Origin of the sequence: Pseudonocardia sp. DSM 110487 (assembly GCF_019468565.1) — a bacterium.
Lineage (GTDB): Bacteria > Actinomycetota > Actinomycetes > Mycobacteriales > Pseudonocardiaceae > Pseudonocardia.
In genome coordinates, this window is the sequence record NZ_CP080521.1 from 8,513,121 (window position 1) to 8,539,479 (window position 26,359).

Annotated in this window: 21 protein-coding genes; 11 read left to right on the forward strand and 10 right to left on the reverse strand. The window is 70.3% G+C overall.

Annotation, left to right across the window (positions count from 1 at the left end):
• Positions 1–96: 96 nt before the first annotated feature.
• From K1T35_RS39805 to K1T35_RS39825, 5 genes are all read right to left on the reverse strand, one after another.
• Complete coding sequence (locus K1T35_RS39805) at positions 97–1,569, reverse strand: sugar transferase (RefSeq protein ID WP_220256854.1); 1,473 nt, start codon at positions 1,567–1,569, stop codon at positions 97–99.
• Positions 1,570–2,332: 763 nt separating this feature from the next.
• Positions 2,333–3,343, reverse strand: coding sequence for an NAD(P)-dependent oxidoreductase (locus tag K1T35_RS39810; RefSeq protein ID WP_220256855.1), 1,011 nt, complete (start codon positions 3,341–3,343; stop codon positions 2,333–2,335).
• A gap of 24 nt (positions 3,344–3,367) precedes the next feature.
• The gene (locus tag K1T35_RS39815) at positions 3,368–4,534 is read right to left on the reverse strand and encodes a DegT/DnrJ/EryC1/StrS aminotransferase family protein (RefSeq protein WP_220256856.1); all 1,167 of its coding nucleotides are present in this window, start codon (positions 4,532–4,534) and stop codon (positions 3,368–3,370) included.
• Positions 4,535–4,611: 77 nt separating this feature from the next.
• Positions 4,612–5,757, reverse strand: coding sequence for a sorbosone dehydrogenase family protein (locus K1T35_RS39820; RefSeq protein WP_220256857.1), 1,146 nt, complete (start codon positions 5,755–5,757; stop codon positions 4,612–4,614).
• Between the two features lie 58 nt (positions 5,758–5,815).
• Positions 5,816–6,766, reverse strand: coding sequence for an LLM class flavin-dependent oxidoreductase (locus K1T35_RS39825; protein WP_255621227.1), 951 nt, complete (start codon positions 6,764–6,766; stop codon positions 5,816–5,818).
• A gap of 316 nt (positions 6,767–7,082) precedes the next feature.
• Here K1T35_RS39825 and K1T35_RS39830 point away from each other — a divergent pair, with 316 nt between their 5' ends.
• The 9 genes from K1T35_RS39830 to K1T35_RS39870 all read left to right on the forward strand — a co-directional run bounded on the left by K1T35_RS39830 (position 7,083) and on the right by K1T35_RS39870 (position 16,640).
• On the forward strand, positions 7,083–8,594 hold the full coding sequence (locus K1T35_RS39830; protein ID WP_220256859.1) for a HAMP domain-containing sensor histidine kinase: 1,512 nt from the start codon (positions 7,083–7,085) through the stop codon (positions 8,592–8,594).
• Positions 8,591–9,310 (forward strand): LuxR C-terminal-related transcriptional regulator, encoded by a 720-nt coding sequence (locus K1T35_RS39835; RefSeq protein WP_220256860.1) that lies wholly within the window; start codon positions 8,591–8,593, stop codon positions 9,308–9,310. The genes K1T35_RS39830 and K1T35_RS39835 overlap by 4 nt, the downstream gene beginning before the upstream one ends.
• A 198-nt stretch (positions 9,311–9,508) precedes the next feature.
• On the forward strand, positions 9,509–10,999 hold the full coding sequence (locus K1T35_RS39840; RefSeq protein ID WP_220256861.1) for a sugar transferase: 1,491 nt from the start codon (positions 9,509–9,511) through the stop codon (positions 10,997–10,999).
• Positions 10,992–11,702, forward strand: a complete 711-nt coding sequence (locus K1T35_RS39845; protein ID WP_220256862.1) for a sugar phosphate nucleotidyltransferase — start codon at positions 10,992–10,994, stop codon at positions 11,700–11,702. The genes K1T35_RS39840 and K1T35_RS39845 overlap by 8 nt, the downstream gene beginning before the upstream one ends.
• A gap of 37 nt (positions 11,703–11,739) precedes the next feature.
• Positions 11,740–12,684 carry an LLM class flavin-dependent oxidoreductase gene (locus K1T35_RS39850; protein ID WP_255621228.1) on the forward strand — a complete coding sequence of 315 codons (945 nt, stop codon included), beginning with the start codon at positions 11,740–11,742 and terminating at the stop codon, positions 12,682–12,684.
• Positions 12,681–14,300, forward strand: coding sequence for an amino acid adenylation domain-containing protein (locus tag K1T35_RS39855; protein WP_255621229.1), 1,620 nt, complete (start codon positions 12,681–12,683; stop codon positions 14,298–14,300). Before K1T35_RS39850 ends, K1T35_RS39855 begins: the two co-directional genes overlap by 4 nt.
• Complete coding sequence (locus tag K1T35_RS39860; protein WP_220256863.1) at positions 14,300–14,566, forward strand: acyl carrier protein; 267 nt, start codon at positions 14,300–14,302, stop codon at positions 14,564–14,566. Before K1T35_RS39855 ends, K1T35_RS39860 begins: the two co-directional genes overlap by 1 nt.
• The gene (locus K1T35_RS39865) at positions 14,563–15,678 is read left to right on the forward strand and encodes a hypothetical protein (protein ID WP_220256864.1); all 1,116 of its coding nucleotides are present in this window, start codon (positions 14,563–14,565) and stop codon (positions 15,676–15,678) included. Before K1T35_RS39860 ends, K1T35_RS39865 begins: the two co-directional genes overlap by 4 nt.
• Complete coding sequence (locus tag K1T35_RS39870) at positions 15,675–16,640, forward strand: methionyl-tRNA formyltransferase (RefSeq protein ID WP_220256865.1); 966 nt, start codon at positions 15,675–15,677, stop codon at positions 16,638–16,640. The genes K1T35_RS39865 and K1T35_RS39870 overlap by 4 nt, the downstream gene beginning before the upstream one ends.
• A gap of 15 nt (positions 16,641–16,655) precedes the next feature.
• On the opposite strand, the gene K1T35_RS39875 is transcribed toward K1T35_RS39870, so the two are convergent.
• From K1T35_RS39875 to K1T35_RS39890, 4 genes are all read right to left on the reverse strand, one after another.
• A complete protein-coding gene (locus tag K1T35_RS39875) occupies positions 16,656–18,137 on the reverse strand; it encodes a DUF4091 domain-containing protein (protein WP_220256866.1) in 1,482 nt (493 codons plus the stop codon).
• A gap of 95 nt (positions 18,138–18,232) precedes the next feature.
• Positions 18,233–19,672 carry a hypothetical protein gene (locus tag K1T35_RS39880; protein WP_220256867.1) on the reverse strand — a complete coding sequence of 480 codons (1,440 nt, stop codon included), beginning with the start codon at positions 19,670–19,672 and terminating at the stop codon, positions 18,233–18,235.
• Positions 19,669–20,946: a hypothetical protein gene (locus K1T35_RS39885; protein WP_220256868.1), complete on the reverse strand. Its 1,278-nt coding sequence runs from the start codon at positions 20,944–20,946 to the stop codon at positions 19,669–19,671. The genes K1T35_RS39880 and K1T35_RS39885 overlap by 4 nt, the downstream gene beginning before the upstream one ends.
• Positions 20,943–22,163, reverse strand: coding sequence for an O-antigen ligase (locus K1T35_RS39890; RefSeq protein WP_220256869.1), 1,221 nt, complete (start codon positions 22,161–22,163; stop codon positions 20,943–20,945). The genes K1T35_RS39885 and K1T35_RS39890 overlap by 4 nt, the downstream gene beginning before the upstream one ends.
• 54 nt (positions 22,164–22,217) lie before the next feature.
• Between K1T35_RS39890 and K1T35_RS39895 the strand changes: the two genes are divergently transcribed.
• Positions 22,218–22,949: a hypothetical protein gene (locus K1T35_RS39895; protein ID WP_220256870.1), complete on the forward strand. Its 732-nt coding sequence runs from the start codon at positions 22,218–22,220 to the stop codon at positions 22,947–22,949.
• Between the two features lie 17 nt (positions 22,950–22,966).
• Here the strand turns inward: K1T35_RS39895 and K1T35_RS39900 are convergent, their stop codons facing one another.
• Entirely contained in the window at positions 22,967–25,051 is a 2,085-nt protein-coding gene (locus K1T35_RS39900) for a glycosyltransferase (protein ID WP_220256871.1), read from the reverse strand.
• Positions 25,052–25,273: 222 nt separating this feature from the next.
• Between K1T35_RS39900 and K1T35_RS39905 the strand changes: the two genes are divergently transcribed.
• Entirely contained in the window at positions 25,274–26,251 is a 978-nt protein-coding gene (locus K1T35_RS39905) for an NAD-dependent epimerase/dehydratase family protein (protein ID WP_220256872.1), read from the forward strand.
• Positions 26,252–26,359 lie beyond the last annotated feature (108 nt).

Below are 26,359 nucleotides of genomic sequence, written 5' to 3' on the forward strand. Positions count from 1 at the left end.
GTGTGGAAAGTGCTTCCCCGACGCATCCGAGCGCGGAGATCCGGATGAACTACTCGTGTGGTGATCGCCGGGCATTACTCCACCCGGCTCTGGGCGTCAGTAGGCGCCACGGGTGCCGGCGACTGCGCCGAACGTCCGCCAGAGGATCAGCGCGTCGAGCGCGAGGTTCCAGTTCTCGACGTACCGCAGGTCGAGCCGGACGGACTCCTCCCACGACAGGTCGCTTCGTCCGCTGATCTGCCACAGCCCGGTGAGCCCCGGCTTGACCAGCAGCTTGCGCTGGGCGTCGCGCCCGTAGGTGGCGACCTCCCTCGGCAGCGGCGGCCGCGGGCCGACGAGCGACATCGAGCCCATGAGGACGTTGACCAGCTGCGGCAGCTCGTCGAGCGAGTAGCGGCGCATGACCGCTCCCACCCGGGTCACCCGCGGGTCGTGCTTCAGCTTGAACAGCGGTCCGGCGCCGTCGTTGTCCGGGCGCAGCTCGCCGAGCCGCTGCTCGGCGTCGACCACCATCGTGCGGAACTTGAGCATCGAGAACCGGCGGCCGTGGCGCCCCACCCGCGTCTGGCGGAAGAGGACCGGGCCACCGTCGAGCTTAACCGCGATCGCGATGGCGAGCAGCAGCGGAGCGACGATGATCAGCAGCAACGCGGAGCCGAGCCGGTCGACGACGTGCTTCGTGACCCACGAGACGCCTGCGAACGTCGGCCTCGTCAGCCGGAGCAATGGCAGCCCGTCCACCGGATCGACGTGCAGCCGAGGCCCGGCCACCTCCATCAGACCGGGATCGACGACGAGCTCGGCCGCCGCCATGTCCTCGAGGTTCCACGCCAGCTGGTGGAGCCGGCGCGGAGTCCAACCCGGCGTCGGGCACACCGCCACCACCCGGTGGCCGCCTTCGCGTGCGGCATCGGCCACACCGTCGAGGTCGCCCACGACCGGGACACCGAGGATGTCCTCCGCCCCGTGGTGCGCCGCGCCCGTTGGCGTGCACACCCCGGTGACCGTCCACCCCCTGTTGGTGTCGCGGCGGGTCCGGATGATCAGGTCTGTTGCGGCCTCGATCGTGCCCACCGCGAGCACCGGCAGCGTGCACCGGCCCTGCTTTCGCATGCGGTAGAGCCGCAGCCGGAGGACGAGCCGCCCACCGGCGGCCAACGCGCCTGCCATCGGCATCAGCCCGAAGACCCACGGCCGAGGGGCCGTTGCCTCGAGGGCGAGCCCCAGCAGGCCGAGCGTGACGGCGCTGGTGACCACCGCGCGGATCAGGCGGCTGAACTCCTCGGCGCCGTGGCCGAGGATGCGCGGGTCCCACGCCCTTGTGGCGATCAGCGCGCAGACCATCAACGAGCCCGCGACGATCCCGACGCTCGGGGAGACGTCACCGAACTCGGGGACATGAGTCCCGAGGCCGAGTGCCAACCCGACCAGCACGGCGATCGTGATGGCGATGAAGTCGGTGACGACAGCGGCGGCCCGGTACCGCGACTCCCACCCGCTGATCGGGTCCCCTGCGCGGCCGGCGACGCGAGCCGACGCCGCACGGGCGCTGCTCGACGTCGCTGCCACGGACTCCCCGGTACGGAGATCAGAGCTCACGTGGTCGGTCCCCCCCTTTGTCCCCTCGCCGGGCGTCGTGAGCGGCGGAATCTCTTCGCATCGCCCTTCGCAGCGCCGGGCCCACCCCCGGCTGAGGCCCGTGATGCCAGTCGTAGACGCCGCGACGCCTGTTACGGGTGATCGCTGTGTGGGATCTCAGGTAGGTAACGCATGGGCGCGCCGGTACTCCGGATGCCGATCGACGGCTCATCCGTTCGGTGCAGGGGCACGGCGGAGCCGCCGACACCGGCGCAACCCGTGCCAGTCGACGCACCTCGTCACCGGCCAGCCACCCCGTCGACCGGGCGTGCCACCCGAGAACGCGCGCGCCGGGCGACACGGGCCGGGCCGATCCGGCATCAGCCTGTGATCACCAGACCGGCGCCTTTCCCGACGCGGGGCGTCGGCATTCGCGCCGAACCGCTGATCACCGCGTCCGGTCGCGCTGCGTTCCGCGGAACGCGCCCCCGGGTGCGGCCGGGTGCCGGGTCTTTCGTGGGCGCGATGCCCAACCAGACCGACCCGATGGACCGACACGATCGCGCCAGACCCACCCGGGCCCCTCGGCCGGTGGCGGGCATGATCCGAACTAGCGGTTGTCCACGGTTGCCCCGACGACCATGAGCACCCGAAACTCCGGATCATGCACGGGAAGATCGCAAGTAGCGGGTGCTCATGGCTGCCGGCACAACCATGAGCAACCGATACTGCGGATCATGGGCGCGGCCACCCGCTAGCTCAGGTGGCGCACCTCGTAGTTGCCGTAATGCTTCTCGTCGGCCGCGCAGAAGACGCCTGCCTGGACGGCCGATATCAGGGCGGGAACGTAGTCCTGGACGGTGTGGTCGACCCGGAACCCGAGCCGGTCCGCGATCTTGCCGAACGCCACCCGGTAGTTGCGCGGATCCGTGTCGCCCTCGCGGAACTCGACCGAGGTGCCGGAGAGGTGCTTCTGCGCCTCTTCCACGATCATGCGCTTGGTGAACTGCTGCGCCTCGTCACCGACGTTGAACACCTCGCCCCGAACCGCATCGGGACGCGCGGCGAGCACCGTCATCACCGCCTTGGCGATGTCGCGCACGTGGCAGTACGGACGCCACGTCTCGGCGTCGTAGACGAGCAGCTCGGCCGTCGTCGCCAGTTCCCGCGCGAACTGCGACACCGTGAGATCGAAACGCATACGCGGCGAGAGCCCATACGCGGTGGCGATCCGCAGTACGGTGCGAACGCAATCCGCCGACCGTGCCCCGGTCAGGATGTGGCGCTCCATGTCGATCTTGGTTTCGGCGTAGAGCGACTGCGGATTGAGGTCGCTCTCCTCGTCCGCCAAGCTCGTGCTCTCGTGGATCCCGTAGTTGCTGCACGTCGACGTGAAGACGAACCGCTCGACGCCGAGCGAATCGAGGCTGTCGAGGATGCGGGCGGCGCCTTCGGCGTTCACCTGCCGGGCCAGCTCGGGGTACCTCTTGCAGATCGGGTCGCCGACGAGCGCGGCGAGCAGCGCGACGCTGTCGCAGCCAACGGCAGCCTTCGCGACGGCGCGGGTGTCGCGCAGATCGCCCCGCATCAGCGTGAGCCGGGGGTCGTCAAGGAGGTGCTGCAACGAGAAACCGTTGTCGTACACCAGCTGGTCGAGCACGTTCACGTGCGCGCCGGCGTCCAGCAGCCGCGCGACGAGCACCGATCCGACGTAGCCCGCCCCGCCGACCACCAGTACGCGCCGCCCCGCGAAGTCCGTTTCCACCGTCAGCAGCTCCCTCGGATATATCTAGGCCTGGCGCTGCGCCAGGGCGTCCCGCAGCGTTTCGACAACGCGTTCTACGTCGGACGAGGTCAGCCGCGGGTGGAGCGGAAGCGTCAGCTGACGCCGGCTGAACAGCTCGGTGTTCGGCAACGACCAGGGGCCGGAGGTCCGCTGGTAGTACTCGAACCGATGAATGGGCGCGTAATGCACGCTCGTCTGCACCCGGGATGCCCGCATCCGGGCCATCACGGCAGCGCGATCAGCTGATTCCGGAAGCAGCACCGGCATGATGTGCGCCGTGGTCCGATGCGCACGCTCGAATGGCACGACGACGTCGGGCGTCGTGCTCGAGACGAGCGCCCGGTATTCCTCGGTCAGCGTCCGACGGCGGTCGTTCCACACCGGAAGGCGCTCGATCTGCACGATGCCGATCGCCGCCCGCAACTCGTCCATGCGGAAGTTGTGCCCGCACTCCACGACGTCGTAGCCGACCGCGCGACCGCGGTCCCTCGCCAGGGTGCTCGCCGTCATTCCGTGGCTGCGCAGCAAACGCGCCCGCGCCCGCCTGGCCTCGTCCGAAATGATGATCATCCCGCCTTCGGCGGTGGTCATGTTCTTGTTGGTGAAGAAGCTGAAAGAGGCGGCGTCGCTGAGCGTGCCGACCGCGCCGGAGAGACCCACGGCATGCGCGGCGTCCTCGAAGAGGAGCAAACCGAACTCGTCCGCGAGGGCCCGCCACCGCGGCATGTCCATCAGGTACCCGCCGTAGTGCATCACCATGATCGCCCGGGTGCGGGGCGTGATGCGCGCACGGGCGTCCTCCACCGACATGTGCGGCCGATCCGGCGACTCGATGTCGACGAAGACCGGGGTCGCGCCGGCGTGCACGACGACGCTCGCGGTGGCGACGAAGCTCATCGACGGCAGGAGCACCTCGTCGCCCGGTCCGACGTCGAACGCCGCGAGGCTCACCTGCAAGGCAGCCGTCGCGGAGTTCACCGCCACCGCGTCGTCGATCCAGTGGAGCGCGGCAAACGCTTGCTCGAATCGCCGGACGCGCTCTCCCATCGTCAGCCAACCATCGTCGATGACTTCGGCGAGCGCTCGTTTTTCCGCTTCTCCGAGCACGGGTGCCCCGAGTTCGATCAATGGCGCGGAAACGACCGGAGATCCGCCTGCGGTGCTCAACACGGCTGTTCACTCGGCCATCGCCCACCCGCCGTTACGGGCACCCGCGAGGCCGGCGGAATCGTGCTCCGAAACGGTGATCAGCCGGGCGGCTGGATCCGGAGTATGCGATCGTCACCGTCGCGGATGTCCCCCCGCCCGTCGCGGTTCGACGTCGACGCCCAGAGCGCGCCGTCCGGTGCGGCCACAACCGTGCGGAACCGCCCGTACGTGGCGTCCACCAATACCGCGGGCTCTCCCACGCCGCCGGAACCGTCGAGCGGAACGCTCCAGATCCGTTCTCCGCGCAGCGCCGCGACGTAGAGGGTGTCGCCGATTATCGCCGCTCCCGAGGGAGAGGCCTCCCGGACGGTCCAGGTGAGCAGCGGGTTGGTGAATCGGCCACCTTCGGTGTCCCCGCTGCCCTCCAGCTCAGGCCACCCGTAGTTCCGGCCCGGTTCGATCAGGTTGATCTCGTCGAGATCGTTCTGCCCGAACTCGGTCGCGAACAGGCGGCCGTCGGCGTCGAACGCCAGTCCCTGTACGTTGCGGTGCCCGAGTGAGTACACCGGCGACCGCGGGTCGGGGTTCCCCGGGGCGGGGGCCCCGTCCGGGGTCACGCGGAGGATCTTGCCGTTCAGATCGTTCGGATCCTGGGCCGCATCGTCGTCACCGGCATCGCCGGTCCCCACGTAGAGCAGGCCGTCCGGACCGAAGACCATTCGGCCACCATTGTGGTACGTGCCCTGGTCGATACCGGTCAGAATGGTTTCTGGCCGCGCCGGGGCGTCGAGCCGGAACCGGATGATCCGGTTGTCCTCGGGCGCGGTGTGATAGGCGTAGATGAGCTGATCCGAGTCGAAGTCCGGCGACACGGCCAATCCGAGTAGCCCGCCTTCACCCTCGGCCTGGATGGCGATGCGCGCCACTTCGCGAACCGACCCCCCGCCGGAGTCGACCCGGAGGATCCGGCCGGATTCCCGCTCGGCGACCACCGCGCCGCCGTCCGGGAGGAACGCGATGCCCCACGGCACCTCGAGGCCCGACGTGAGCTCCTGTACCTGCACCCCCGAGACCACGGCGGCGTTTCCCGGAGCCGCGGGCTCGTAAGCCGACGACGCGCAGCTCGCGAGTGCCAGCGCGGCGAGCCCCGCCACGACGCCCCGCCTGCTGATCGCGGCCCAGCGTCGGGGCGACACCCACGGCGCCGAGCCCGGTCCCATTGCCCTGCCGGCCACCGCGGCCATCGTCCGTCCCTCCGCTGGAACGAGGTCCAGCCGTCGTCGTCTCGACCGTCTCACCCGATCACGCGGGCGCGAGCTCACTCGCCTTCTCCAACGCGAGGCAGTTGTGGGCGAGCTCCTCCTCGCTCGGCGGGACGTCGAGTATGACCGTCGTCGTACCGAGTGCCATGTAATGCGCGAGTGAGCGGGCGACCCGCGCGTAGCTGCCGACCAGGTACGGGCAGAACGTCTTGTAGTTCCGGAACGGCACGAGCCAGTACGGGTCGGGTTCGTCGTCGCCCCGCGTCGGGTCGGAGTCACCGGAGAGCTGGCCGTGCCAGTGCGAGTCGGACACCGCCATCGCCATCCGATGGGTGATCTGACCGCGGCGGTCCTCCGGGAACCGGGCACGGGCGATCCGCCACGCCTCGTCGGACGTGTCACGCGCGATGATCCCCACCCGGATGCCGAAGTGGGAGTCCTGTCCGTGGCCCGTCCACAGGGCCTCCTCGCCGGGGGGTTGCGGGTACTTCACCGCGGTCGCCCCCAGCGACCGCGCCGCCTCCCGCCCCGCTGGTGACGACCCGGAGACCAGTACCTGCGGCAACAGGTGCTCGGGCACCTGGAGCCCCGGCAGAGCGGCCAGCACGAACTTCGTGTACTCGACGAGCCGGGTGTAGCGGTCGTCGTGCGGCGTGGTGTCGCCCAGCGCGAGCAGGTCCTTGACGAATCCGCCCGCGACCATGTTGAGGTGCACGGACCGGCCGTGCATGTGCGCGATCGAGGCGACCATCTTCGCCGCGGTGTGGGGAGGCATGTACACCGGTTGCACGGCGACCAGCGGGTTCAGCTGCCGGGTGTTGCGGACGACGACCTGCGCGACGAGCCACGGGTCGATGAGCCGGTTGTCGGTGTACACGAGCGTTCCCGCGCATCCGGCGCGATCGCTCCACCTCGACACGTCCGCGACGGCACTCAGGTAGTCCGCGCCCTCGTACCCGGTGGACGGGGGGCACGTCGTATAGATGTCCACGACTGTCTCCATCTGCCCCTTGCGCGATCTGCCGCGTCTGCGTGATGTCGGGGCGAATCGACCTTCGGCCGCGATCGACAACGCGGCACCAGGCAAGGCACGCCGCGCATGGGCGGGGACTCGCTGCCGGTCTCCGGCTCGTTAACCGCGAGCGCCGAGCCGCCCCGCAGGGCCGAGTTCTCGATCAGGATCGGCGCCAGGAGGTGCCCCGTCGCTGATCAACCGCCACATCAGCCATTCACGGCGCACTAACGGCGGCGGTCGCTCGAACGACTCTCGGGCAGCGACCCGTGTGCCTCAGTGAGGAGGTTCGTCGATGCGGTTGCCAGTCGCCGTCGCGCCGTGGGACGCGCCGGGCCAGAGCGCGGCCGCCTGCCGCGTCATCCGGGACGTCGTCCTCGTGATCACGGCTATCGCCGTGGTGGCAGTGGTGTGTCCACCGTTGCAGAGCCAACTGCCGCACGCTCGGTTGACGCTGGTCCTCGCATTGTTCGTCGCGGCAGGAGGTGCGTCCGCAGCCCTGCTGGCCACGCTGGTCGCCCGGCTCACCGCCACCCCTCGCATCGGCTGGCTCAGCCTCGTGCTCGCGTGCTACAGCCTGCTCGCCATCCCCACGACGATGATCGGCGCACTCGACGTCGCCCCAGCGCTGGCGGTCGGGGCTGTGCGCCTGCTCGTCCACGGCATCATCGTGGTGTTCCTCATCGTCGCGCTGATCGGCTCGCCGCCCCCGGTGGGCTGGCGAACCGGCCACACGGTTCTCGGTGGCTGCGCCCTGATTGCGGCCGCAGGCGGGATCGGGCTCACCTTTCCCACGGCCGTCCAGGCGGTCATGACGTCGCCGCAGGCACGGATCGCGGGCGCGCTGGTGTGGAGCGGGTTGGCCGCCGCGATCGCCCTGCGCGCCGTGCGACGGCGCGCGTGGCCCCTGTGGCAGGTGGGTGCGGGGCTCACGCTGCTGGGGATCACCGACGCCGGGCGGGCCTGCGCGGACATCTGGCTGAGGGCAGACCTGGATCTGGTGTTCTCCGGCGTCGATCTGCTCGCCGTCGGTGTGGTCCTGTGGGGAACCGTGCACCTGGCAGGTGATGCCCTCGACCGGCTCGCCGACGAGCAGGCCGCCCACGACGAGGAGCTCCGGCTCGCCGAGATCCGGCTCGCCCGTACCGCCGAGCGCGACCACGAGCTGCGCAACGGGCTCGCCGGCCTGGCCGGGGCGACGAGCCTCATGCGCGCGGACAGGGCGGATCCGCTGCTGAGGGACGCCGTCGCGTCGGAGCTGTGCCGGCTCGACGAGCTGTTGCGCGGGCACGGCGACGGCCGGAGCCTGCCGGGCAGCTCGACGTATGCCATCGGTCCGGTCCTGAACGGGCTCGTCGCGCTGCATGCGGCGAACGGGATGGACATCCGGCTCGACAGCGACCCGGGACTGCGCGCCAACGGGGCGCCGGACGCGCTCGCCCAGGTCATGGCCAACCTCGTCGGCAACGTCGCGCGCCACGCCCCGGGAAGCCCGGTGCGGTTGACGGCCTTCCGCGACGGTGACGGCATCGTGATCCATGTGCGCGACTTCGGGCCGGGCATCCCGCCCGGTCGCGAGCACGCCGTTTTCGAGCCCGGCGTGCGCGCCGAGAGGACCGGCGGCACGGGCCTCGGCCTGCACATCTGCCGCAAGCTCGTCGAGGCCTCATGCGGCTCGATCGAGATCGCCCCGCCGACGCCCGACCGCGTCGGCTGCACGGTGGTCGTCCGGCTGCCGGGCCCGCCTGCATCCGACGAGGCCTCGCAGTCGCCGATTCCGGCGCGCCTGTGGTGCAACGCTTCATGAGCGGCGCCGTCGACGGTGGGCTCGCCGGCACCGGGACGGGCGCCGTCGGCTATCCGGTCCTGATCATCGATGATCACGAGCTCTTCAGCACCTCGTTGACCATGGCGCTGCGCAGCAAGGGCTTCGACGCCGGTGTTCTCCCGGTCGCCTACGTGCCCGGCTTCCTCGGCGGCAACGCGGGTCCCACCGGCCTCGTCGTGCTCGACCTCGATCTCGGCCATGATTCATCGGGTCACCGGGTCGACGGCGCCGACCTCGTGGAGGGCCTGCGGGCGCGGGGCTGGAAGGTACTGGTAGTGACCGGCAGCCTCGACGATTCGCGGGTCGCTGCCGCGATCGCCGCGGGGGCCATCGGCTCGGTCCCGAAGTCGCGGCCGTTCGAGGCGCTGCTCCAGACGGTGGCCGCCGCTGCCGAGGGCCAGCCGGTGATGACGAGAACCGAACACCGGGAGTGGCTGGAACGGCATCGGCACCACGTCGCGAAGGAGCGCGAGGTCGCCCGGCGGCTCGCCCGCCTGAGCCCGCGCGAACGCGAGGTGCTCGCGCTGCTCGCGGAGGGCATGCGCGCTGCCGCGATCGCCGCGCACTTCGTGGTGAGCATGCCGACGGTCCGCACGCAAATCAGATCGATCCTCTCCAAGCTGCAGGTCGGCTCGCAGTTGGAGGCCGTCGCGCTGCTCCGTCAGGAGTCCGCTCCCGGCAGCCGCCACACCTGACTCGTCGAACTGCGCTTCTTCATTCGTCAATTCGAACTACTCGCTGCGTTCGAGCGGGTACCGGCCGCTCCCGCGGCCACCGGCCGCGCCGGCTGTTCCACAATTCTGACGATTCGCTCGACTCCGGTCCCTGCCAGCATCTCCTACGAGCATCGACCTCGATTTCTCGCGGTCGGCTGATTCGCACCGAGGAGCAAGGTGGAGACCACGCCCGTTTCCGCTCGGACCCGCGATCACTCGCGAGCGCGTCCGTTGCACCGGGCCGCCACGGTGACGCGGGCCCGCGCCCACCGTCGGGCCCATCTCGTGCGGTCGATCGCGCTCGCGATGATCGACACGGCTGCATGGGCGTTCGCGCTCACCTGCGCACTCCTGCTGAGGTACGAGTTCCAGCTCGGCGAGATCGATCCGGGCGGCCTGCTCCGGATCGGCGGCATCGCCGTGGTCGCCCAGCTGCTGTGCGGCGGCATCATCCAGTTCTACCGGCCGTTCCCGATCGGCAGTTTCGACGACGTCGCCGACGTGGCCCGATCGATGCTCGTGGTGGGTGTTCTGCTCTTCGTCACGAACGTCGTCGTGTCGCCGTTGATCGTGCCTCGGACCGTCCCGTTGATCGCGCTTCCCATTGCCATCATGGCGACGGTCGGACTCCGCGGCACCATCCGTTCCGCACGAGTGCGGGCGCTCCGCCGATACCATCAGGGCAGCCGCCGGGCAATCCTTCTCGGAGCGGGCGCGGACGGCCCCCATCTCGTCCGCTCCATGCTCGAGCACCCCGACCGGAACCTCCTTCCCGTCGCACTGCTCGACGACGACACGAGCCTTCTGCAACAACGTTTCGACGGCGTTCCCGTCCACGGCACCAAGGCCGACATCGAAACCGCGGCGGCCCGTTTCAGGGCCGACATGCTGCTCATCGTCGGCCCGTTGCCGGCGCGGGTCGACCGGTCGGTCGTCGACGCCGCGACCCGCGCCGACCTGCAGATCGTGCACGTTCCCCCGCTCACCGAGATATTCCCATCCGCCGGGACGCGGGACGGCACCTCCGTCAACGGTCTGCACCCACACCGGGTCCGGCAACGCGGGAAGCGCACGCTGGACGTCCTCCTCTGCATTCTCGCCCTGCCCATCGTGCTCCCGGTCTGCCTCCTCATCGCGATCGTGCTGGCGGTGGGTCAAGGCGAGGTGCTGTACTGCGCCCAACGCATCGGGCGCGACGGCCGCCAGTTCACGATGCTGAAGTTCGCGACGATGCGGCCGGGCGATTCCGGACCTCGGGTGACCCGGGAGCGCGACCCCCGGATCACCCCCATCGGCAGGTGGCTGCGCGCGACCAAACTCAACGAGCTGCCCCAGGTGTTCAACGTCGTCAAGGGCGACATGAGCATCGTGGGCCCACGCCCAGAGGATCCGCGCTATGCGGCGTCCTTCACCCCGGAGCAGACCGAGGTGCTCCGGGTGCGCCCCGGCCTCACCGGCCTCGCCTATCTCGAGTTCGGCGACGAGCAAGCGTACATCGAGAGCGTGGATCCGGCCGACATCGAGGCATATTACGTCCGCGAGCTGCTTCCGGAGAAACTCCGAATCGAGCTCCGGTATCTCGAGACGTGGTCCGTCGCGCGTGATCTCGCGATCATCGCCCGGACGGCCACACGTCTCTTCAGTATTTCAGGAGGACCACATGGGTGACGTCATGGCAGTGATCCAGGCAGGCGGGCTCGGCACGCGGCTCGCTCCGTACTCGACGGTTCTCCCCAAAGCTCTCATGCCCCTCGGGGAGGGCACGGTCGTCGACAACATGATTTCGCAGTTCGGCGACGCGGGCGTCAAGCGCGTCTTCATCACGGTCAGCAAGTTCGGTCCGCTCATCCGGTCCTACTGCGGCGACGGAAGCCGCTGGGGCGTCGACATCGAGTACGTCGTCGAGAACGAGCCGCTCGGCACCATCGGCCCGCTCAACGCCCTGCGGGACCGGCTGAAGGACCCCTTCTTCGTCGCCAACTCCGACGTCTACACCGACATCCGGCTAGGCGATGTCATCGACTACCACGCGATCCGGCCCGCGCCGCTGACCGTCGTCGCGAAGCGGCAGACGATCGACATCTCATACGGGGTGCTCGAGCAGGAGTCGGGGCGGGCGAAGGGCTTCCACGAGAAGCCCTCGCAGCAGTACCTGGTGAGCACGGGGATCTACCTCATGGAGCCTGCCATCTTCGAGCACATCCCTGCAGACGGCGCCTTCGGGTTCGACCAGCTGATGCTGGCGATGCTGGCGGACGGCACCCCGGTGAACGTCTACGAGCACGCCGGTTCGTGGATCGACATCGGACGGATCGACGATCTCCGTCGCGCGCAGGAGCACGCGGCCGCCCCCCTGATGAGCCAGACGTGAGCACGGCCGATCGGCGCGGCCCGGGAGGTGCACGCTGGTGATCAAGGTCTATTCGACGTGCCCGCGACCGCCGGACATGTCGGCGCGGGACTACGTGGCCGCCATCAAGAACGTGGCGGCCTGGAGCGAACGGGCCGGTCTCTGCGGAATGCTCGTCCACGCCGACGACGCGCAGGTGGATCCCTGGCTGCTGGCCCAGGTCGTGATCGAGAGCAGTGAGCGGCTGCGCCCGCTCGTCGCCGTGCGGCCGGAGCACCTGCATCCGTACACGATGGCGAAAACGGTCTCCTCGCTCGCCTTCCTGCACGGCAGGCCGGTGCACCTCAACATGCTGGCAGCCGGGATCCGCGGCGAGCCGCTCGGTGCCGGCGGGGGCACGTCGCACGACAAGCGGTACGCGCAGACCGTGGAGTACGTGAACCTCGCCATGGGCCTCATGCGCGGCGAGTGCGTCACCCTCGCGGGCGAGTACTACGCGGTGACCAACCTCCGGCTGACACCCGCGATACCGGACGGCCTGCTGCCGGAGATCATCATCTCGGGAAGCTCCCCTGCGGCGATGGCGGCGGCACGGGCCATCGGGGCCACGGCGGTGAAGCACCCGGCCCCACCCGGCGCGGAGCAGACGTGGCTGGACGCCGCGGACCGCCGGTTCGGGGTGCGGATCGGGATCGTGGCGCGCGCTGACTCGGACGAGGCATGGCGGATCGCGCACGAGCGCTTCCCGGGGCACCGGCGCGAGTGGATCGGCAGACGGGTCACCATGACCGGCAAGGCCGACGGGTACTGGCTCGACCCGTTCCACGACAACCAGGCGCCCTGCCCGTACCTCGTGGGCACCTACGAGGCCGTGGCGCAGATGATCGCCCACTACGTCGTGCTCGGATCCCGGACCTTCATCCTGGACGTTCCGCCGTCCGAGAACGAGCTCGCCCACGTCAACCTCGTGTTCGACGCAGCTCAGGAACTGGCGGTCGCATGATGCACCAACTGCAGGACTACCTGACCCGCGCCGCCGACCGGTGGCCCGACGCAGGTGCGCTCGTCATGGGCGACGAGCGCTGGACCTACGGTGAGCTCGAGACCTTCACCAACCGCTTCGCCCGGATGCTGCGCGCCGAGGGCTGCCGGGACGGCTCCCGCGTCTGCGTACTGGCATCGAAGTCGCCCGCGACCGTCGCCAGCCTCGTCGCGGTCCTGAAGGCGGGCGGCGTCTACGTGCCGATCGACAGCGCCAGCCCGACGGAGCGGGTCGCGCGCATCCTCTCGGCATCGGAGCCGGACGTGGTACTGGTCGACTCGTCGAGCGTCGACGTGGCCGACGGCCTCGTCGAGGCGGGGGCGGTCGACGCCGGTGCGACCCCGATCGGCGGGGTCGCGGGTCAGGTGGTCGGGCGTGCCTTCACGACGACGTTCGACGCCGCACAGGCCGGCACCCTCTCCGGGGAGCCCCTCGGCGGGCGCCACGGCTCGGACGCGCTCGCGCACCTGCTGTTCACGTCGGGTTCCACGGGCATCCCCAAGGGCGTGATGATCACCCATGCGAACGCGATCGCGTTCGTCGAGTGGGCGGTGCGGTATTTCGGCATCCGTCCGACGGACCGGGTCTCGGGGCACCCGCCCCTGCACTTCGACCTGTCGACCTTCGACATCTACGGCACGCTGGCCGCCGGTGCCGAACTGCACCTCGTGCCGAGCACCATGAACCCGAGCCCGCGGGCGATCGCGGATCTGATCCGCGGCAGCGAGCTGACCCAGTGGTTCTCGGTGCCTTCCGTGCTGACCTACCTGATCAAGTTCAACGCGATCGAGCAGGACGACTTCCCAGCACTCGAGCGCCTGCTCTGGTGCGGGGAAGTCCTTCCGACCCCGGTGCTGGCGCAGTGCATGCGGCTGCTGCCGCACGTCCGGTTCACGAACCTCTACGGCCCCACCGAGGCGACCATCGCGAGCAGCTACTTCACGGTGCCCGGCGTGCCACGTGACGAGACCGTTCCCATTCCCATCGGGGTGCCGTGCGGCGGCGAGGACCTGCACATCCTGGACGACTCGCTCCAGCCGGTGGAACCGGACGAGATCGGGCACCTGTACATCTCCGGTGCCGGCCTCTCGCCCGGGTACTGGCGCGACCCCGAGAAGACCGCGGCGGCCTTCCTGACCCCGGCCGATCCGCTCGCGAGGCCCGACCGCATCTACCGCACCGGTGATCTCGCCCGCCGGGACCGCGACGGCGTCGTCCACTTCCTCGGCCGGGTCGACTCGCAGATCAAGAGCCGCGGCTACCGCATCGAGCTCGGCGAGATCGAGGCCGCGGTGAACGCGACGTCCGAGGTGCGGGAGTGCGCCGTCGTCGGTGTCGACGTCGGCGGCTTCGAGGGAACGACGATCTGTTGCGCCTACTCGGTGCGGGAGGGATGCGAGCTGCCGCCGATGGCGCTGCGGTCCGCGATCAGCCGGCTGGTCCCCGCCTACATGCTCCCGAGCCGCTGGCGCGTTCTCGACAACCTGCCCAAGAACGTGAACGGCAAGATCGACCGGAGCCTGCTGAGAGAGCAGTTCCGGCACGAACTCACATCCACCGCCCGAGCGGAGGCATGATGCTCGACGCGTCCGACGCCCACATCGGCCAGATCATGGGCCTGATCCGCACCAGCCTGAACATCGAGCTCGACGACCCGGACCTCGACCTGTTCGACACGGGGCTGGCCGACTCGCTCGCCGTCGTCATGCTGATCGCCGCGGTCGAGGAATGGCTCGCGTGGGTCCTGCCGCTCGAGGACTTCGACCTGGACAACTTCCGCACCGCGCGGCGACTCGCCGAGTACCTCGAGTCGACCGGGGCGCTGCTGCGGGGGGCGACGTGACGACGATCCGGGCGCTGACCGCCGCGGACCTCCCGGCCGTGTGCTCGCTCTTCGAGCAGGTCGCTCGGTCCGGTGGGCCGGAACCCCCCGATGCGCTCGTCAAGTACTTCGAGCTGACCTTCATGGCCAACCCGTGGGCCGACGACGACATGCCGTCGCTGGTGCAGGAGGACCGGGACGGGAACCTGGTCGGGTTCATCGGCTCCCAGGTCCGGCGGATCCGCGTCGACGGGAGGGCCGCACGCGTGGTGTTCAGCGGCCCGCTGGTCGCCGCGCCCGGTTCCCCCGGAACCGGCGCTTTGCTCACCCGCCGCCTGCTCGCCGGTCCCCAGGAGGTGACGCTCTCCGACGGCGCCACCGACTACATGCGCAGGATCTGGGAGGGGCTCGGCGGGTACACCGCCGTCGCGCCGTCGGTGACCTGGGCGAAGATCTTCCGGCCTGCGGGGTTCGCGAGGTACGTGGCCGAACGCGGCGGGCGCAGCGGCCTCGGCCGGACGCTGCGCGTCCTCGGGCCCGGCCTCGACACCGTGGGCCGGGGGCTCATGCGGCGAATACCGCGAATGATCCCGCGGCGGCCCGACGTGACCGTCGAGCCCCTCACCGCCGACGGCCTTGCCGCGCAGCTGCGCTCGGCCGGTCGGAGGCTGAGGCTCTACCCGGACTACGACGAGGCCTACCTGGAGTGGCTGTTCGACATCCTGCACGTCGTCCGAGGGACTCCCTACCGCCACCTGGTGCTCGACCGTGCCGGTACACCGCTCGGCTGGTACGTGTACTACCTCGCCGACTCCGGCCTCGCCCACGTCCTGCAGGTCGCGGCGACCAGGTCGGGGCGAGTGGCGGACGTGCTCGACCACATGCTGTGGCACGCCGACGCGCAGGGCGCACGCGCCGCTCTCGGCAGGCTGGAGTCCGCCACGTTCGGGGAGCTCGCCCCGCGCCGCTGCCTCCTCGTCCAGACCGGGCTGTACTCCCTCATCCACACCGAGAACTCCGCGATCGCCGGCCTGCTCGCAAGCCCGAGGGCCATGATGTCGACGCTCGACAGCGGCGTGTGGATGGGCCACAACACCCTCTTCTCCGACCAGCGCAGACACCCGAGCCCATGAAGATCGTCCTCGTTGCCCAGGAAGCCGCGGGCGTGCGAGCGCTGCGCCTCGTGCTGGACTCGCCCCACCGGCTGCACGCGGTGCTCAGTGATCCCGACCGCGCCGCCGACATCGGCCACTCCCTCGCCGCGGTGGCCCGCGACCACGGCGTTCCGGTCCTGCCCGCCGTGACCGTCAAGGATCCCGGCTTCGCCGACGAGCTGGCGCGCGCGCAGGTCGACGTGCTGCTCAACGTGCACTCACTGCACCTCATCGCGCACGACGTGCTCGCGGCTCCCCGTTTCGGCTGCTTCAACCTGCACCCGGGTCCGCTGCCGGAGTACGCCGGGATGAACGTGCCGAGCTGGGCGATCTACCGGGGTGAGCGCACCCACGGGGTCACCCTGCACTGGATGAGCCCCGCCATCGACGCGGGCGCGATCGCGTACAGCACGACGTTCCCGATATCGCCGCGCGATACCGGGCTCACGGTGTCGGCGTCCTGCGCCCGGCTGGGTGTCGCGCTCGTCGCCCGCCTGCTCGACGAGCTCTCGACGAACCCGGACGCCATCCCCGCCGTGGCCCAGGATCACGGCAACCGGCGCTACTACGGTCGTTCCGTCCCGAACGACGGGTGGATCCGGTGGACGGCCCCGGCACGCCAGGTGGCCGACTTCGTCCGCGCCTGCGACTACGGACCCTTCACCTCTCCGTGGGGCAAGCCGCGGCTGTACACCCCCACCGGTTCGGTGCTCACCACGGGCCGGGCGAGCGCGACGGCCGAACAGACGGCTGGCACCGCTCCTGGCACCGTCGGCCACTGCGACCGCCACGAGCTGTGGGTCGCCGCGAGCGATGTCTGGCTCGTGCTGCGGGACCTGCGGACCGCGCCAGACGGAGCCCCGGTCGCCGCGTGCGATGTGCTGAGCCCCGGCAGCGTCCTCAGCAGGCCGGCGCTGATGCCAGGGGCGCCGGTGAGCTGATCGGCGAACGTGCTGCTATCGAGGCAGTTGCAGGGCCGCGGGGTCGAGCAGCCCTGCGAGCTCCAGCCTCGCCCGGTACAGCTCCTCGGGATCGTCGGACCACGTCCGCCAGTCCTGGCCGACGGACCGGCTGATCCGCCCGGCGTCGACCGGGTTGACGCGCCCCGCGAGCCGGGCGTACGCGTAGTCCTCGACGCCGTCCCGCACCCATTTCAGCCTGATGGACGGGACGACACCGTCGGGCAGGCCGACCTCGTCACCTGGGTAGACGAACATTCCGTCGCCGGGGAACCGGCCGTCGTACAGCACGACCGTCTCCCACGGATCGACGCCCTCCCAGTTGTCCACGCGCCAGTACAGGGTTCCGGTGATCCCCAGGCTGTAGTTCAGGAATCCGGGCAGTACCCGGAAGTTCGCCGGTGAGTAGTCGATGAGCCATTTCGGGGAGTAGCTGTCCTGCGCCAGTGCCGTGTAGGACCACAGCTGCATGCGGGGATCGGCGCCGCGCATCTGGTCGATGACCTCGGGGTCGAAGTCCTTGGGCAGGAAGGCCCATATGTCGACCCCCGGCCCGCCGGCGTCGTCGCTGAACAGCCGCGGGTCGGGCGGCATCGTCACGAGCTGCTTGACGCCTGCCGCGTGGAGGTTGCGTGCCCATTCCTTCAGCGGCTCGACGTAGTCGTCGCACTCGTCGATCTCGTCGGCGGTGTAGTTGTAGATCAGGGCTCCCGGGGACGCTGTCGCCGTCCGCTCCCGGATCTCACCGGGCGTCGGCGGCGGGCCCAGTTCGCAGTTCTCCCGGTCCGCGCCGCTGTAGAAGCCCGCGTTCACCGCGTTCAACCCCACGTCCCGGCCGAGCGGCCCGAGCAGGTCCAGCGACGAGCCCGGCATCAACCCGTGCCGCAGCAGCTCACGGCTCGTCGACTCCGAGTCCGACTCGCTGAGGAAGGCCGTGCGCAGCAACGGAACGTCCGGCAACGTGAAATCCAGGACGGTCAGGGTCAGCTGCCCGTCGAACCCGCCGTGGTCGGTGGTCACCTCGTACGTGCCCGTGTACTCGCCGGCTGTCGCGCCCTTCGGCACGCGGACGTCGACCCAGTACGGCTGGCTCTCGCCCGGCCGCACCACCGCTCCGCGGGCGCGGATCGACCCGTTCAGCTCGGCGCGGGTGCCGGGGTCGACGAACGGGACGAGACCGTCGGCGTACAACCCCGCTCCCTCCGGCCGGTTGCTGCCTCCACGGTCCGGGCTCCCCTGAGTGGCCCGCACGTAGTGCTCGCGGTAGAGCGTGATGTCGTCCGCGGAGATCGTCGCGCCGTCGGGGCCCGCCAGCTCCGTCACGGTCACGTCCTCGACCGTGACCGCGTTCTCACCGCCGGACACCACGATCTGGAAGGACTCGTACTCGTTGCGTGCAGCGGTCAGGACTGCCGCGCCCGCCGGCGACGGCGCGTCCTCGAGCGCCACGCGGGTGAGGGAGCCGGTCGTCCAGACCACGGGCGGCGCGCCGCTGGGCGGTGCTGCGGATGCGCATCCCACGGCCGCGGTTGCCAGCAGCGCGACAGCGGTTGCAGTGGCGAGTACCGCCCGATTCACGATGCCGGGCCGGCGAAGGCCACTCCGCCGACGGTCACTCCCGCCGCGCGCAGCTCCTCGTCGGCTCGTTGCAGGTCCTGGCGGCGGGTCCGGGCGCCGACGACGAGCAGCGACGTCTCGACCGCCCTGCCGGCGAGCTGGGCGTCGGGGTGGTCGCGCAGCGGTGGTGTGTGGACGACGACGACGTCGCGGACCTCGGCGAGTCGGCCGATGACGTCGGCGACGCGCCGACCGGAGAGCAGGTCGACGACGCTCGTCGGCGCGATTCCCGGGACGAGCACGGACAACTTCGGCGTGTCCGGCGACTCCTGGAGGAACGTCTCGGGTTGTGCACCCGCCAGTGCGTCGGCGAGCCCCGGCCGGTCCAGGTCGGCGCCGAGCGTCCCGAGTATCTCGGCCGGGCTGCGGAAATCCGCCCACACGAGCGCGCAGGACGTCCCCGACTGCGCATAGCTGCGAGCCAGGTTGACGGCTGCCGCCGACGCGTCGAGCCGATCCGACTCGGCGATGCCGCACACGAGCACGGTGCCGCGCAGCTTCTCGCGGTTCGGCCACAGCCTGGAGCGCATCAGCCCCGTCGCCTCGTAGGCGTCGGTCCCCGGCGCGAGCAGCAGCCGATCGAACCCTGGCTCGCCCCGGCGGCGCGACCGCTTCGGCGCGGCGGGAACCGTCCCCAGCAGCGGTGCGTGGACGACCTCCGCCGCCGCGCGTGGATCCCCGATCCGGGAGCTCGTGCCCTCCCTGATCGCGGCGATCCCGAGACCGGCGACGAAGCCGACCACCGCGGCGGCGAGACCGTAGAACGCCAGCTCGGTCGCGGGGGAACCGGCAGGGAGGAGCGTCGCCTGGGTCAGCACGACCGGACGGGCGCGCGCATCGGCGAAGGAGCCGTTCGCGGCCATCGCCAGCGCCTCCGAGTAGGCCGCGAACTCGCGCTCCAGCCGCTGGATCTTCCCTTCCGGATCGCCGACGGGAAGGCGCTGCATCTCCAGCTGGGTGTGCTCCACCGCCCGCTCCAGCTCCGCGACGGTCGCGCCCCACGCCTCCCCCGCCACGCGTTCCCGCAACGTGACGAAGGTCGCCGCGTAGGTGTCGACGACCCTCGCGGCCTCCTCCGGCGAGGGCGCGGTCGCCTCGATCGTGATGAGGAACGAGGTATCACTCGCCGAGACCGCGACGTCCGGCTCGTACCCGAGCACCTGTTCGACCGCGTCGGTCACGTACTGGCTCTCGACGAACTGCACCTCGGGAGCGAGCTCGGCGCCGGACACGAAGATCTCCGTCCGCGCGGTGTGCACAGGGCCGCGCATCAGGACCGCGGCCACCGTTGCAGCCGTGCACACCACGACGACCGCCGCGATGAGCAGCCCCCTGCGGCGGATGACGCGGGCCCAGAAGCTGATCTCCAGTTCGTCGAGCTGGTCCCTACGGTTCATGCCCGTTCCCATCTCTTCCACCCGACCTTTCGCCCTTGTGGGCGAGGCGCCGACGCGCCCGGCCTCGGCACCTGCTTCCAGGCGACGAGCGCGCTGACCCAGTAACAGACCGCAAACCCCGCTGCCGCTCCGTTCGCGCCGAACAGCGCGGCGAGCCCCAACACCATGAGCAGGGTCAGCGGGGCCATGACCAGCTGGATCCGGACGATCCGGTCGGCCAGCCGGAAGGTCCCGAGAGCCGCGACCGCGCACGCCATGACCGCCTCGGCGACGACGCTGATCCCGAGCAGCACGCGCGGCACGAAGGTGCCGTCCCAGCTGTCACCGAGTAGCCACGAGCCCGCGGCATCGGGCAGCGCGACCACGGCGACACCCCAGATGACCGCCACCGCGCCGAGGACGAAGGCCGCGCGGACGACGAGCCGGTGCACGGCTTGCCGGCCGTCGAGGCGAGCGGCGTCGGGAAGGATCATCGACCGCAGGGTGAGGATCAGGATTCCGAGCGGCCCGAAGAACAGGTAGGCACCACGGAGCACGCCCAGCTCGGACAGCGCCGTCACGGCGGGCATCAGCAGGTAGGTCAGGTTGGCCGGCAGGTAGGCCAGCGTGTCGCTGGCGCCGAGGGGCGCCGCGAGGTGCTTGTTCGCGACGAACCACCGATGCGGCCACTGCCAGGCAGGAAGGATCGAGGAGCGGACGGCGGAGGCGACAGCCGCGACGGCGCCACCGAGGGCCCATCCGACGATCGCGCCGGTCATCGTCACGTGATCCGCGACGAGCAGGACGGCGGCGGCGACGGCGATCTGCACGAGAACGCGCAACCCGTCGTTGAAGGCGGCGCCCCTCGGCGTTCCACGAGCGAAGGCGAACCCGCGGAGCGCCTCCTGGACGAACAGGAACGGGAGCGAGACGGCGAGCACGACGTACGCGGGCTCGAGATGCCCGACGAGTAACGCCCCGGCCCCGAGGCAGGCAAGCCCGAACGCGACCCCGACCCCGACGGCGTACGTCACGAGCTCGCGAGCCCGTGCACGCAGCTCGCCCGTCCCCGCGTACTGGATGCTGAGCACGTCGTTGCCGGTCGTGCGCACGATGGCCAGCCCGACCATGTAGAAGACCATCAGCACCGCGAACGCGCCGAACTCGGCGGCGGTGACCACGCGCGCCACGAGCACGGACAGCAGGAAGTTGCTGCCCGTGTTCGCCGCCTGGCTCACGATGCCCCAGTGGGCCTGCCGCAGGTTCGACGGAGCCCGTTCGGTCGCCCGGCTCATCTGAGACCCACCTCGTCGGCCGCGCTCGGCGCAGCCGCGGGAGTCGTCACGAGCGCGTAGACCGCCCCGGTCGCCGCGAAGACCAGCCACCAGTGCCGCTGGTAGAAGGCCTCGATGCCGAACGACACGCCGAACATCACGATGTGCCCGCAGAGCAGGGCGAGCGGGATCGTGCGGAACTCGCGCGGAGCGAGCCGCCACGCGAGGACGAGCCGCACCGCCACCGTCGCGATGAACCCCATGAACACCACCAGACCGATGGCGCCGAGGTCGGACAGGAACCACAGCGACGTGTTGTGCACGACGATGCCCTGCTGCTCGATGTAGACGCCCAGCCCGAGCCCGATGATCGGGTTCTCGAGGAAGCCGTTGAACGCGACCTCGCCGATCACGACGCGGGACGCGGTCGTGCCGGGCCTCATGACCAGGTCCATCGAGTTCGGGATCGCCGCGAGGAGGAGCGGAACCACGACGAGCGCCGGAATCACGACCCGCAGCACCGCCCGGCCCCCGACCCACGGCCGCAACAGCAGGATGGCGAACAGACCGAACGCCAGACCCATCCACGACGAGCGCGAGAACGTGAGCAGGAGCGTGGTCGGGAGCACGACGTAGGCGATCAGCGCCCACTTCCCCCGAAGCAGGGCGCCCGGGGTTCCCACGGTGAGGTGGAGCAGGACGAACGCCAGCGCCAGCAGCCCGCCGAAGGCGTTGGCGTCGAGCACAAGGCCGGAGATCCGCTGGCCGGGGTAGGGCTCGTTGATCAACGGCAGGGTGGGCCCGCCGGCATAGACCAGCAGCTGCGCCCCCAGCGCCACCGCGGCGTGGAGCAGCACGGCGCCGACGAACGCCCGTAGCAGCCAGATGACCCGGTCCCAATCCCGCATGAAGTCGACCAACGCGGTGAACAGGCCGAACAGGACCAGCAGGCCGAGCCCCTTCTGCAGCAGGGCGTACGAGGTGATCTCACCAATGCGAAACGCCGACACCAGCATTCCGAACGCGAACAGCGGCGCCAGCGCGAACTGCCACGGCGTCCAGGCCTTCGCGACATGCCGCAGCTGCGGAGCGCGGACGAACAGGTAGGCGGCGATGAAGATGTCGGCAGGCGCGATCTGACGCGTCGTTCCCCATGCGAACTGGATCGGCATCGCCACGAAGTACGCGACGAGAAGCAGCGCAGGCGCCGAGCGCCGCCACGACGCCGACGTATCCAAGATCGCCTTTTGCCCGCCTGCCGACGCCATCACGGCCCCGACGGATCAGGGCGCGTGGATGCCGCCGACGCTCGCCGAATCAGAAGCGAAACGTTGGAGCGATCGTCACCGAGAGATATCAACGAGAGACCTGCCCTGGGAGCCGTAATGTCGCGTGCCGTCGTCCTGTCGCTCGTCGCCGCTCTGCTTATCGTTACCACCGGCTGCAGCACCGTCGAGACACCCGGTCCGGTCCGCCAGGTAGCGGACCCGACAAGCACCGCGGGAAGATCCGAATTCAAGATTATGATCACCGGCCAGGCCGCCCGCTTGAACCCCACGACCCGTGCATGGGAGCCGGTTGATCAGTTCCGCCGCCTCGGCACGCTGATCATCGAGCCCGACCCGTCCGGCACCGGTTTCTCGGTCGGAATGGCATCCGGTTCGTTCTCCGACCTCACCGCGGGCACCCTGCACGTCGTGTCGAACACCTACCTCCTGCGCGACGACGGCTTCGTCGCCCCGGAGAACTGGCAGGCCAAGCGCGCCGCGGCGACGGTGACGACAACCCCGAACGGCCACACGGCGACGATCGACCCGCAGGCAGCGCAGACCGTCGAACTGAACAATTTCGTCGTCTCCGGTTCACCGATCGGCGTTCCGAGGCAGGTCCTCCAGGGCACCCTCACGATCGAGGTGAAGGGCCGATCGGTCAGCGGGACCATCGAGCTCTTCGGAGGCGACTACGTCGACACCGGTGCGGGGATGTACGCCTCCGACGTCTACGACGCGACCTTCACCAGCTGAAGGGGAAAGCCGCCGGATCAACGGTGGCCGTCGACGAACCGGACCCAGCCGTCCGCGACGCGGTGGGCGTCGAGGTGGTGCACCGACTTCGCATTCCACGCGCCCGGCCGAGGGCGCAGAATCTCCTCCGGCAGCGTCGACTCGCGATATTCCGTCGCCGAGATCAGGTCGATGGCGTGTCCGAGAACGCTCTCCCCGTAGTGTCGCGAGCAGCGTTGCGAGAATCGCAGCGGCCGGCCGTCGACGTCGACGATCCGGCCGCCGCAGCGGGCCGAATCCGAGTTCCGCGTGACCAGCGGGCTGGCGGGATGCTCGCGCCACGGTCCACGGATGTCGGCACTGCTGAAGAGTCGCAACTCGTCGTACGTGTGCTGGCGGCTGGTCTCGGTCAGCAGATACCAGCGTCCGGCGCGCTCGAACAGGCTGCTGTCCTTGTACGGCAGCCCCTCGGCGAGAATCGCGCACAGTTCCCAGCGGTCCGGGAACCGCGCGGCGCGGTAGAGCCTGATCTGACCCGACTCGGCAGACTCCGGAATCATGAACGTCTCGTCGCCCGACTCGATCACGTGCGGGTACGACAGGTGGAACGGCTCCGCGAGAACCGGACCGTGATAGATCCATGACCGCAGGTCCGTGCTCGTGGCGAGCGCGATCTCACCGCGCCTCGCCCCCGCCGCCACCTGTTCGAAGAACAGGTGCCACCGGTCGTCCCGGTGCACCGCGAACGGGTCGGCCACCATCTGCAGGCCGAGCTCGCCCATCGCCGCGTCCGAGAACACCAGATCGGTTCGGCCGGCCTCGTGGTCGAGCGGATGCGCGACGTGCTGCACCGCGATGCGCCACGGCGCGGGCGCCGCCAGCTTCGAGCGCACCGCAAGGGGCACCAGACGCCGCGCGGCCCGGAACAACCGCGCGCGCCCCGTTGGCCGGACGCCGCTCGCATCGGCGTGAATGCGCCGGTACAGGGCGAGCAGGGGCGCGATCGCGTGCTCGACCGCGTACCGCTCCTCCACAGCCGCGCGTCCGGCTTCGCCGAGGCGCCTGCGCTCGTCCGGGTCGGCAGCGACCTTGCGCAGCGCCTCGGTGAGCGCCTCCGACTCGCCGGCCGGCACCAGCACACCGGCCTCCCCGTACGCGACGGCCTCCCGGCATCCGCGGATGTCGGTCGTGACGGCCGGGACCTCGCATGCCATCGCCTCCATCAGCGAGACGGGCATTCCCTCCCGGTGCGAGGGCAGCACGAAGACGTCGGTGGCCGCGAGCACCTCGGGAATGTCGTTCCGCTGACCGAGGCGGAGGGTGCGGCGTGCGGCCTCCGGGTGCTCGGACTGGATCTCCTCCAACCGGTGGAGCGCGGCCTGGTCGCGCTCCGTCGGTGAGAGGCCGCCCGCCAGCCAGAGCCATGCGGGCCGGTCGGCCAGCAGTCCGGAGAACGCGGCAGCCAGCTCGAGGAGGCCCTTCTCGGCGACGAGCCGCCCGACGAAGGTCACGACGAGTTCGTCGTCGGGAACACCCAGCTCCCTGCGTACGGCGCGGCCTGCGTCGGCACCGAGCGGCCGGAACCGCCGCGTGTCGATCCCGACCCCCGGTGTGCCGATGACGTGCGACGGGTCGACGGTGAAGCCGCGGTTCCGCGCGAACCGCAGGTCCTCCTCGTTGACGGTGACGATGTAGTCGGTGAGGTGCCGGCCGAAGAACCGCTCGAGGCTGACGTGTGCCGTCCGGGTGAGCGGGCTCATCCGCTCGTGGAAGTAGAAGCCGTGCGCGTGGCTGATGACGACCGGGACACCGGCGAGCCGCGCGGCGAGCCGCCCTTGCAGGGCGGCGAGCGGGCCGTGCAGGTGCAACACGTCGAACCGCTCCCGGGCCAGGTAACGCGCGAGGTCGGCGATCTCGCTGGTGAAGGCCTGCGCCGTGATCTTCCGGCTGACCTTGATCCGGTGGAATTCCACGCCCTCGCCGAGGTAGCGGCGCAGTACCGCTCCGTCGTGGTCGAGATTGCACGCGGCGACGACCTCGTGTCCGTCCGCGGCCAGCGCGGTGAACAGCGGGGAGACGAAGTTGAACGCGGTCTCGACGTGGGAGAGCTGGCAGATTCGCACGGTCCGGCCCTTCTCGCACAACAATTCAGTCCAGTACCCGGATCTGCGACCCACCGTCCGCCGGACCTGGAACTGCCACCGCACAAGTACGCCACAGGCGCCCATACCGGACATCGCCAAGATTGGCGATGTCCGCGAACTCGGGCCCGGCTCGGCGGGTAACGGTGCGGCGCCCGCATCCGAGCGCTCACGGTCCCCGCGAGTTCGAGTCGAAGGATGCGCATGACGAGCGACATCGGTTTCCGCCGCGCCGCCGTGACCGGCGGAGCCGGCTTCATCGGGTCGACGGTCGTCGATCATCTCGTTGCCAAGGGCTGCGACGTGCTCGTGGTCGACGACCTCAGCAGGGGCTCACTGGCGAACCTCGGCGGCGCGCTCGCGGCAGGGGCGGAGCTCGTCGAGCTCGACGTCCGGGACGGCGAATCACTCGAGCGCGAGTTCATCGCGTTCCGCCCGGAGGTCGTGTTCCACCTCGCCGCGCAGATCGACGTGCGATTGTCGATGGAACGGCCGGCCCTGGACGCCCATACCAACGTCGTGGGTTCGATCACGACGTTCCAGGCGGCACACCGAGCAGGAGCGCGCCGCGTCGTGAACACATCGACCGGCGGCGCGATCTACGGCGAGACCGACGTCATTCCGACTCCCGAAACGGTGCCGCCGCGGCCGTTGTCGGCGTACGGCTTGAGCAAGCGCACCTCCGAGGAGTACGCGAGCTGGTTCCGCCGCACCGCCGGCCCGGACGTCGTCACGCTCCGGTACGGCAACGTCTACGGGCCGCGGCAGGACCCGCGCGGCGACGCGGGCGTCATCGCGATCTTCATCGACACGCTCCTCGCAGGGGGACGGCCGACCGTGTTCGGGGACGGCCGCCAGACCCGCGACTTCGTGCTCGTCGACGACGTGGCGAGGGCCAACGTGGCCGCCGCTGTCGCGGGATCCCTCGCCCATGACGTGTACAACGTCGGTTCCGGAACCGAGGTCAGCGTCCTCGAGCTCCTGGCGACCCTCACCGAGCTGCTCGGCGCCGATCCGGTCGCGGCGGCGCCGGAATTCGTCCCGCTCAGGCCGGGTGAGGTGCAGCGCAGCTGCCTCGACGTGCGCCGGGCGCGGGCCGGCCTCGGGCTGGCCGCACCGACCCCGCTGCGCACCGGGCTGGCGGCCACGGTCGCGTGGATCCGGACGCTCGCGGAGGCGTGAGCGCGTCGCTCGCGGGCCGGGTGCAGTAACGGGACCCGCCGACCACTCGACATGCCGAATGGAGCTCCCCAGCACCCGGCCGGTCCGATCTCGGCCGCCCCTGACGTC

Bases quoted from the DNA above. Each gene is read 5' to 3' on its own strand.
- K1T35_RS39820 (WP_220256857.1), bottom strand. From the start codon at position 5,757: ATGGCCGCGGTGGCCGGCAGGGCAATGGGACCGGGCTCGGCGCCGTGG.
- K1T35_RS39830 (WP_220256859.1), top strand. From the start codon at position 7,083: ATGCGGTTGCCAGTCGCCGTCGCGCCGTGGGACGCGCCGGGCCAGAGC.
- K1T35_RS39835 (WP_220256860.1), top strand. From the start codon at position 8,591: ATGAGCGGCGCCGTCGACGGTGGGCTCGCCGGCACCGGGACGGGCGCC.
- K1T35_RS39845 (WP_220256862.1), top strand. From the start codon at position 10,992: ATGGGTGACGTCATGGCAGTGATCCAGGCAGGCGGGCTCGGCACGCGG.
- K1T35_RS39855 (WP_255621229.1), top strand. From the start codon at position 12,681: ATGATGCACCAACTGCAGGACTACCTGACCCGCGCCGCCGACCGGTGG.
- K1T35_RS39860 (WP_220256863.1), top strand. From the start codon at position 14,300: ATGCTCGACGCGTCCGACGCCCACATCGGCCAGATCATGGGCCTGATC.
- K1T35_RS39870 (WP_220256865.1), top strand. From the start codon at position 15,675: ATGAAGATCGTCCTCGTTGCCCAGGAAGCCGCGGGCGTGCGAGCGCTG.
- K1T35_RS39880 (WP_220256867.1), bottom strand. From the start codon at position 19,672: ATGAACCGTAGGGACCAGCTCGACGAACTGGAGATCAGCTTCTGGGCC.
- K1T35_RS39885 (WP_220256868.1), bottom strand. From the start codon at position 20,946: ATGAGCCGGGCGACCGAACGGGCTCCGTCGAACCTGCGGCAGGCCCAC.
- K1T35_RS39905 (WP_220256872.1), top strand. From the start codon at position 25,274: ATGACGAGCGACATCGGTTTCCGCCGCGCCGCCGTGACCGGCGGAGCC.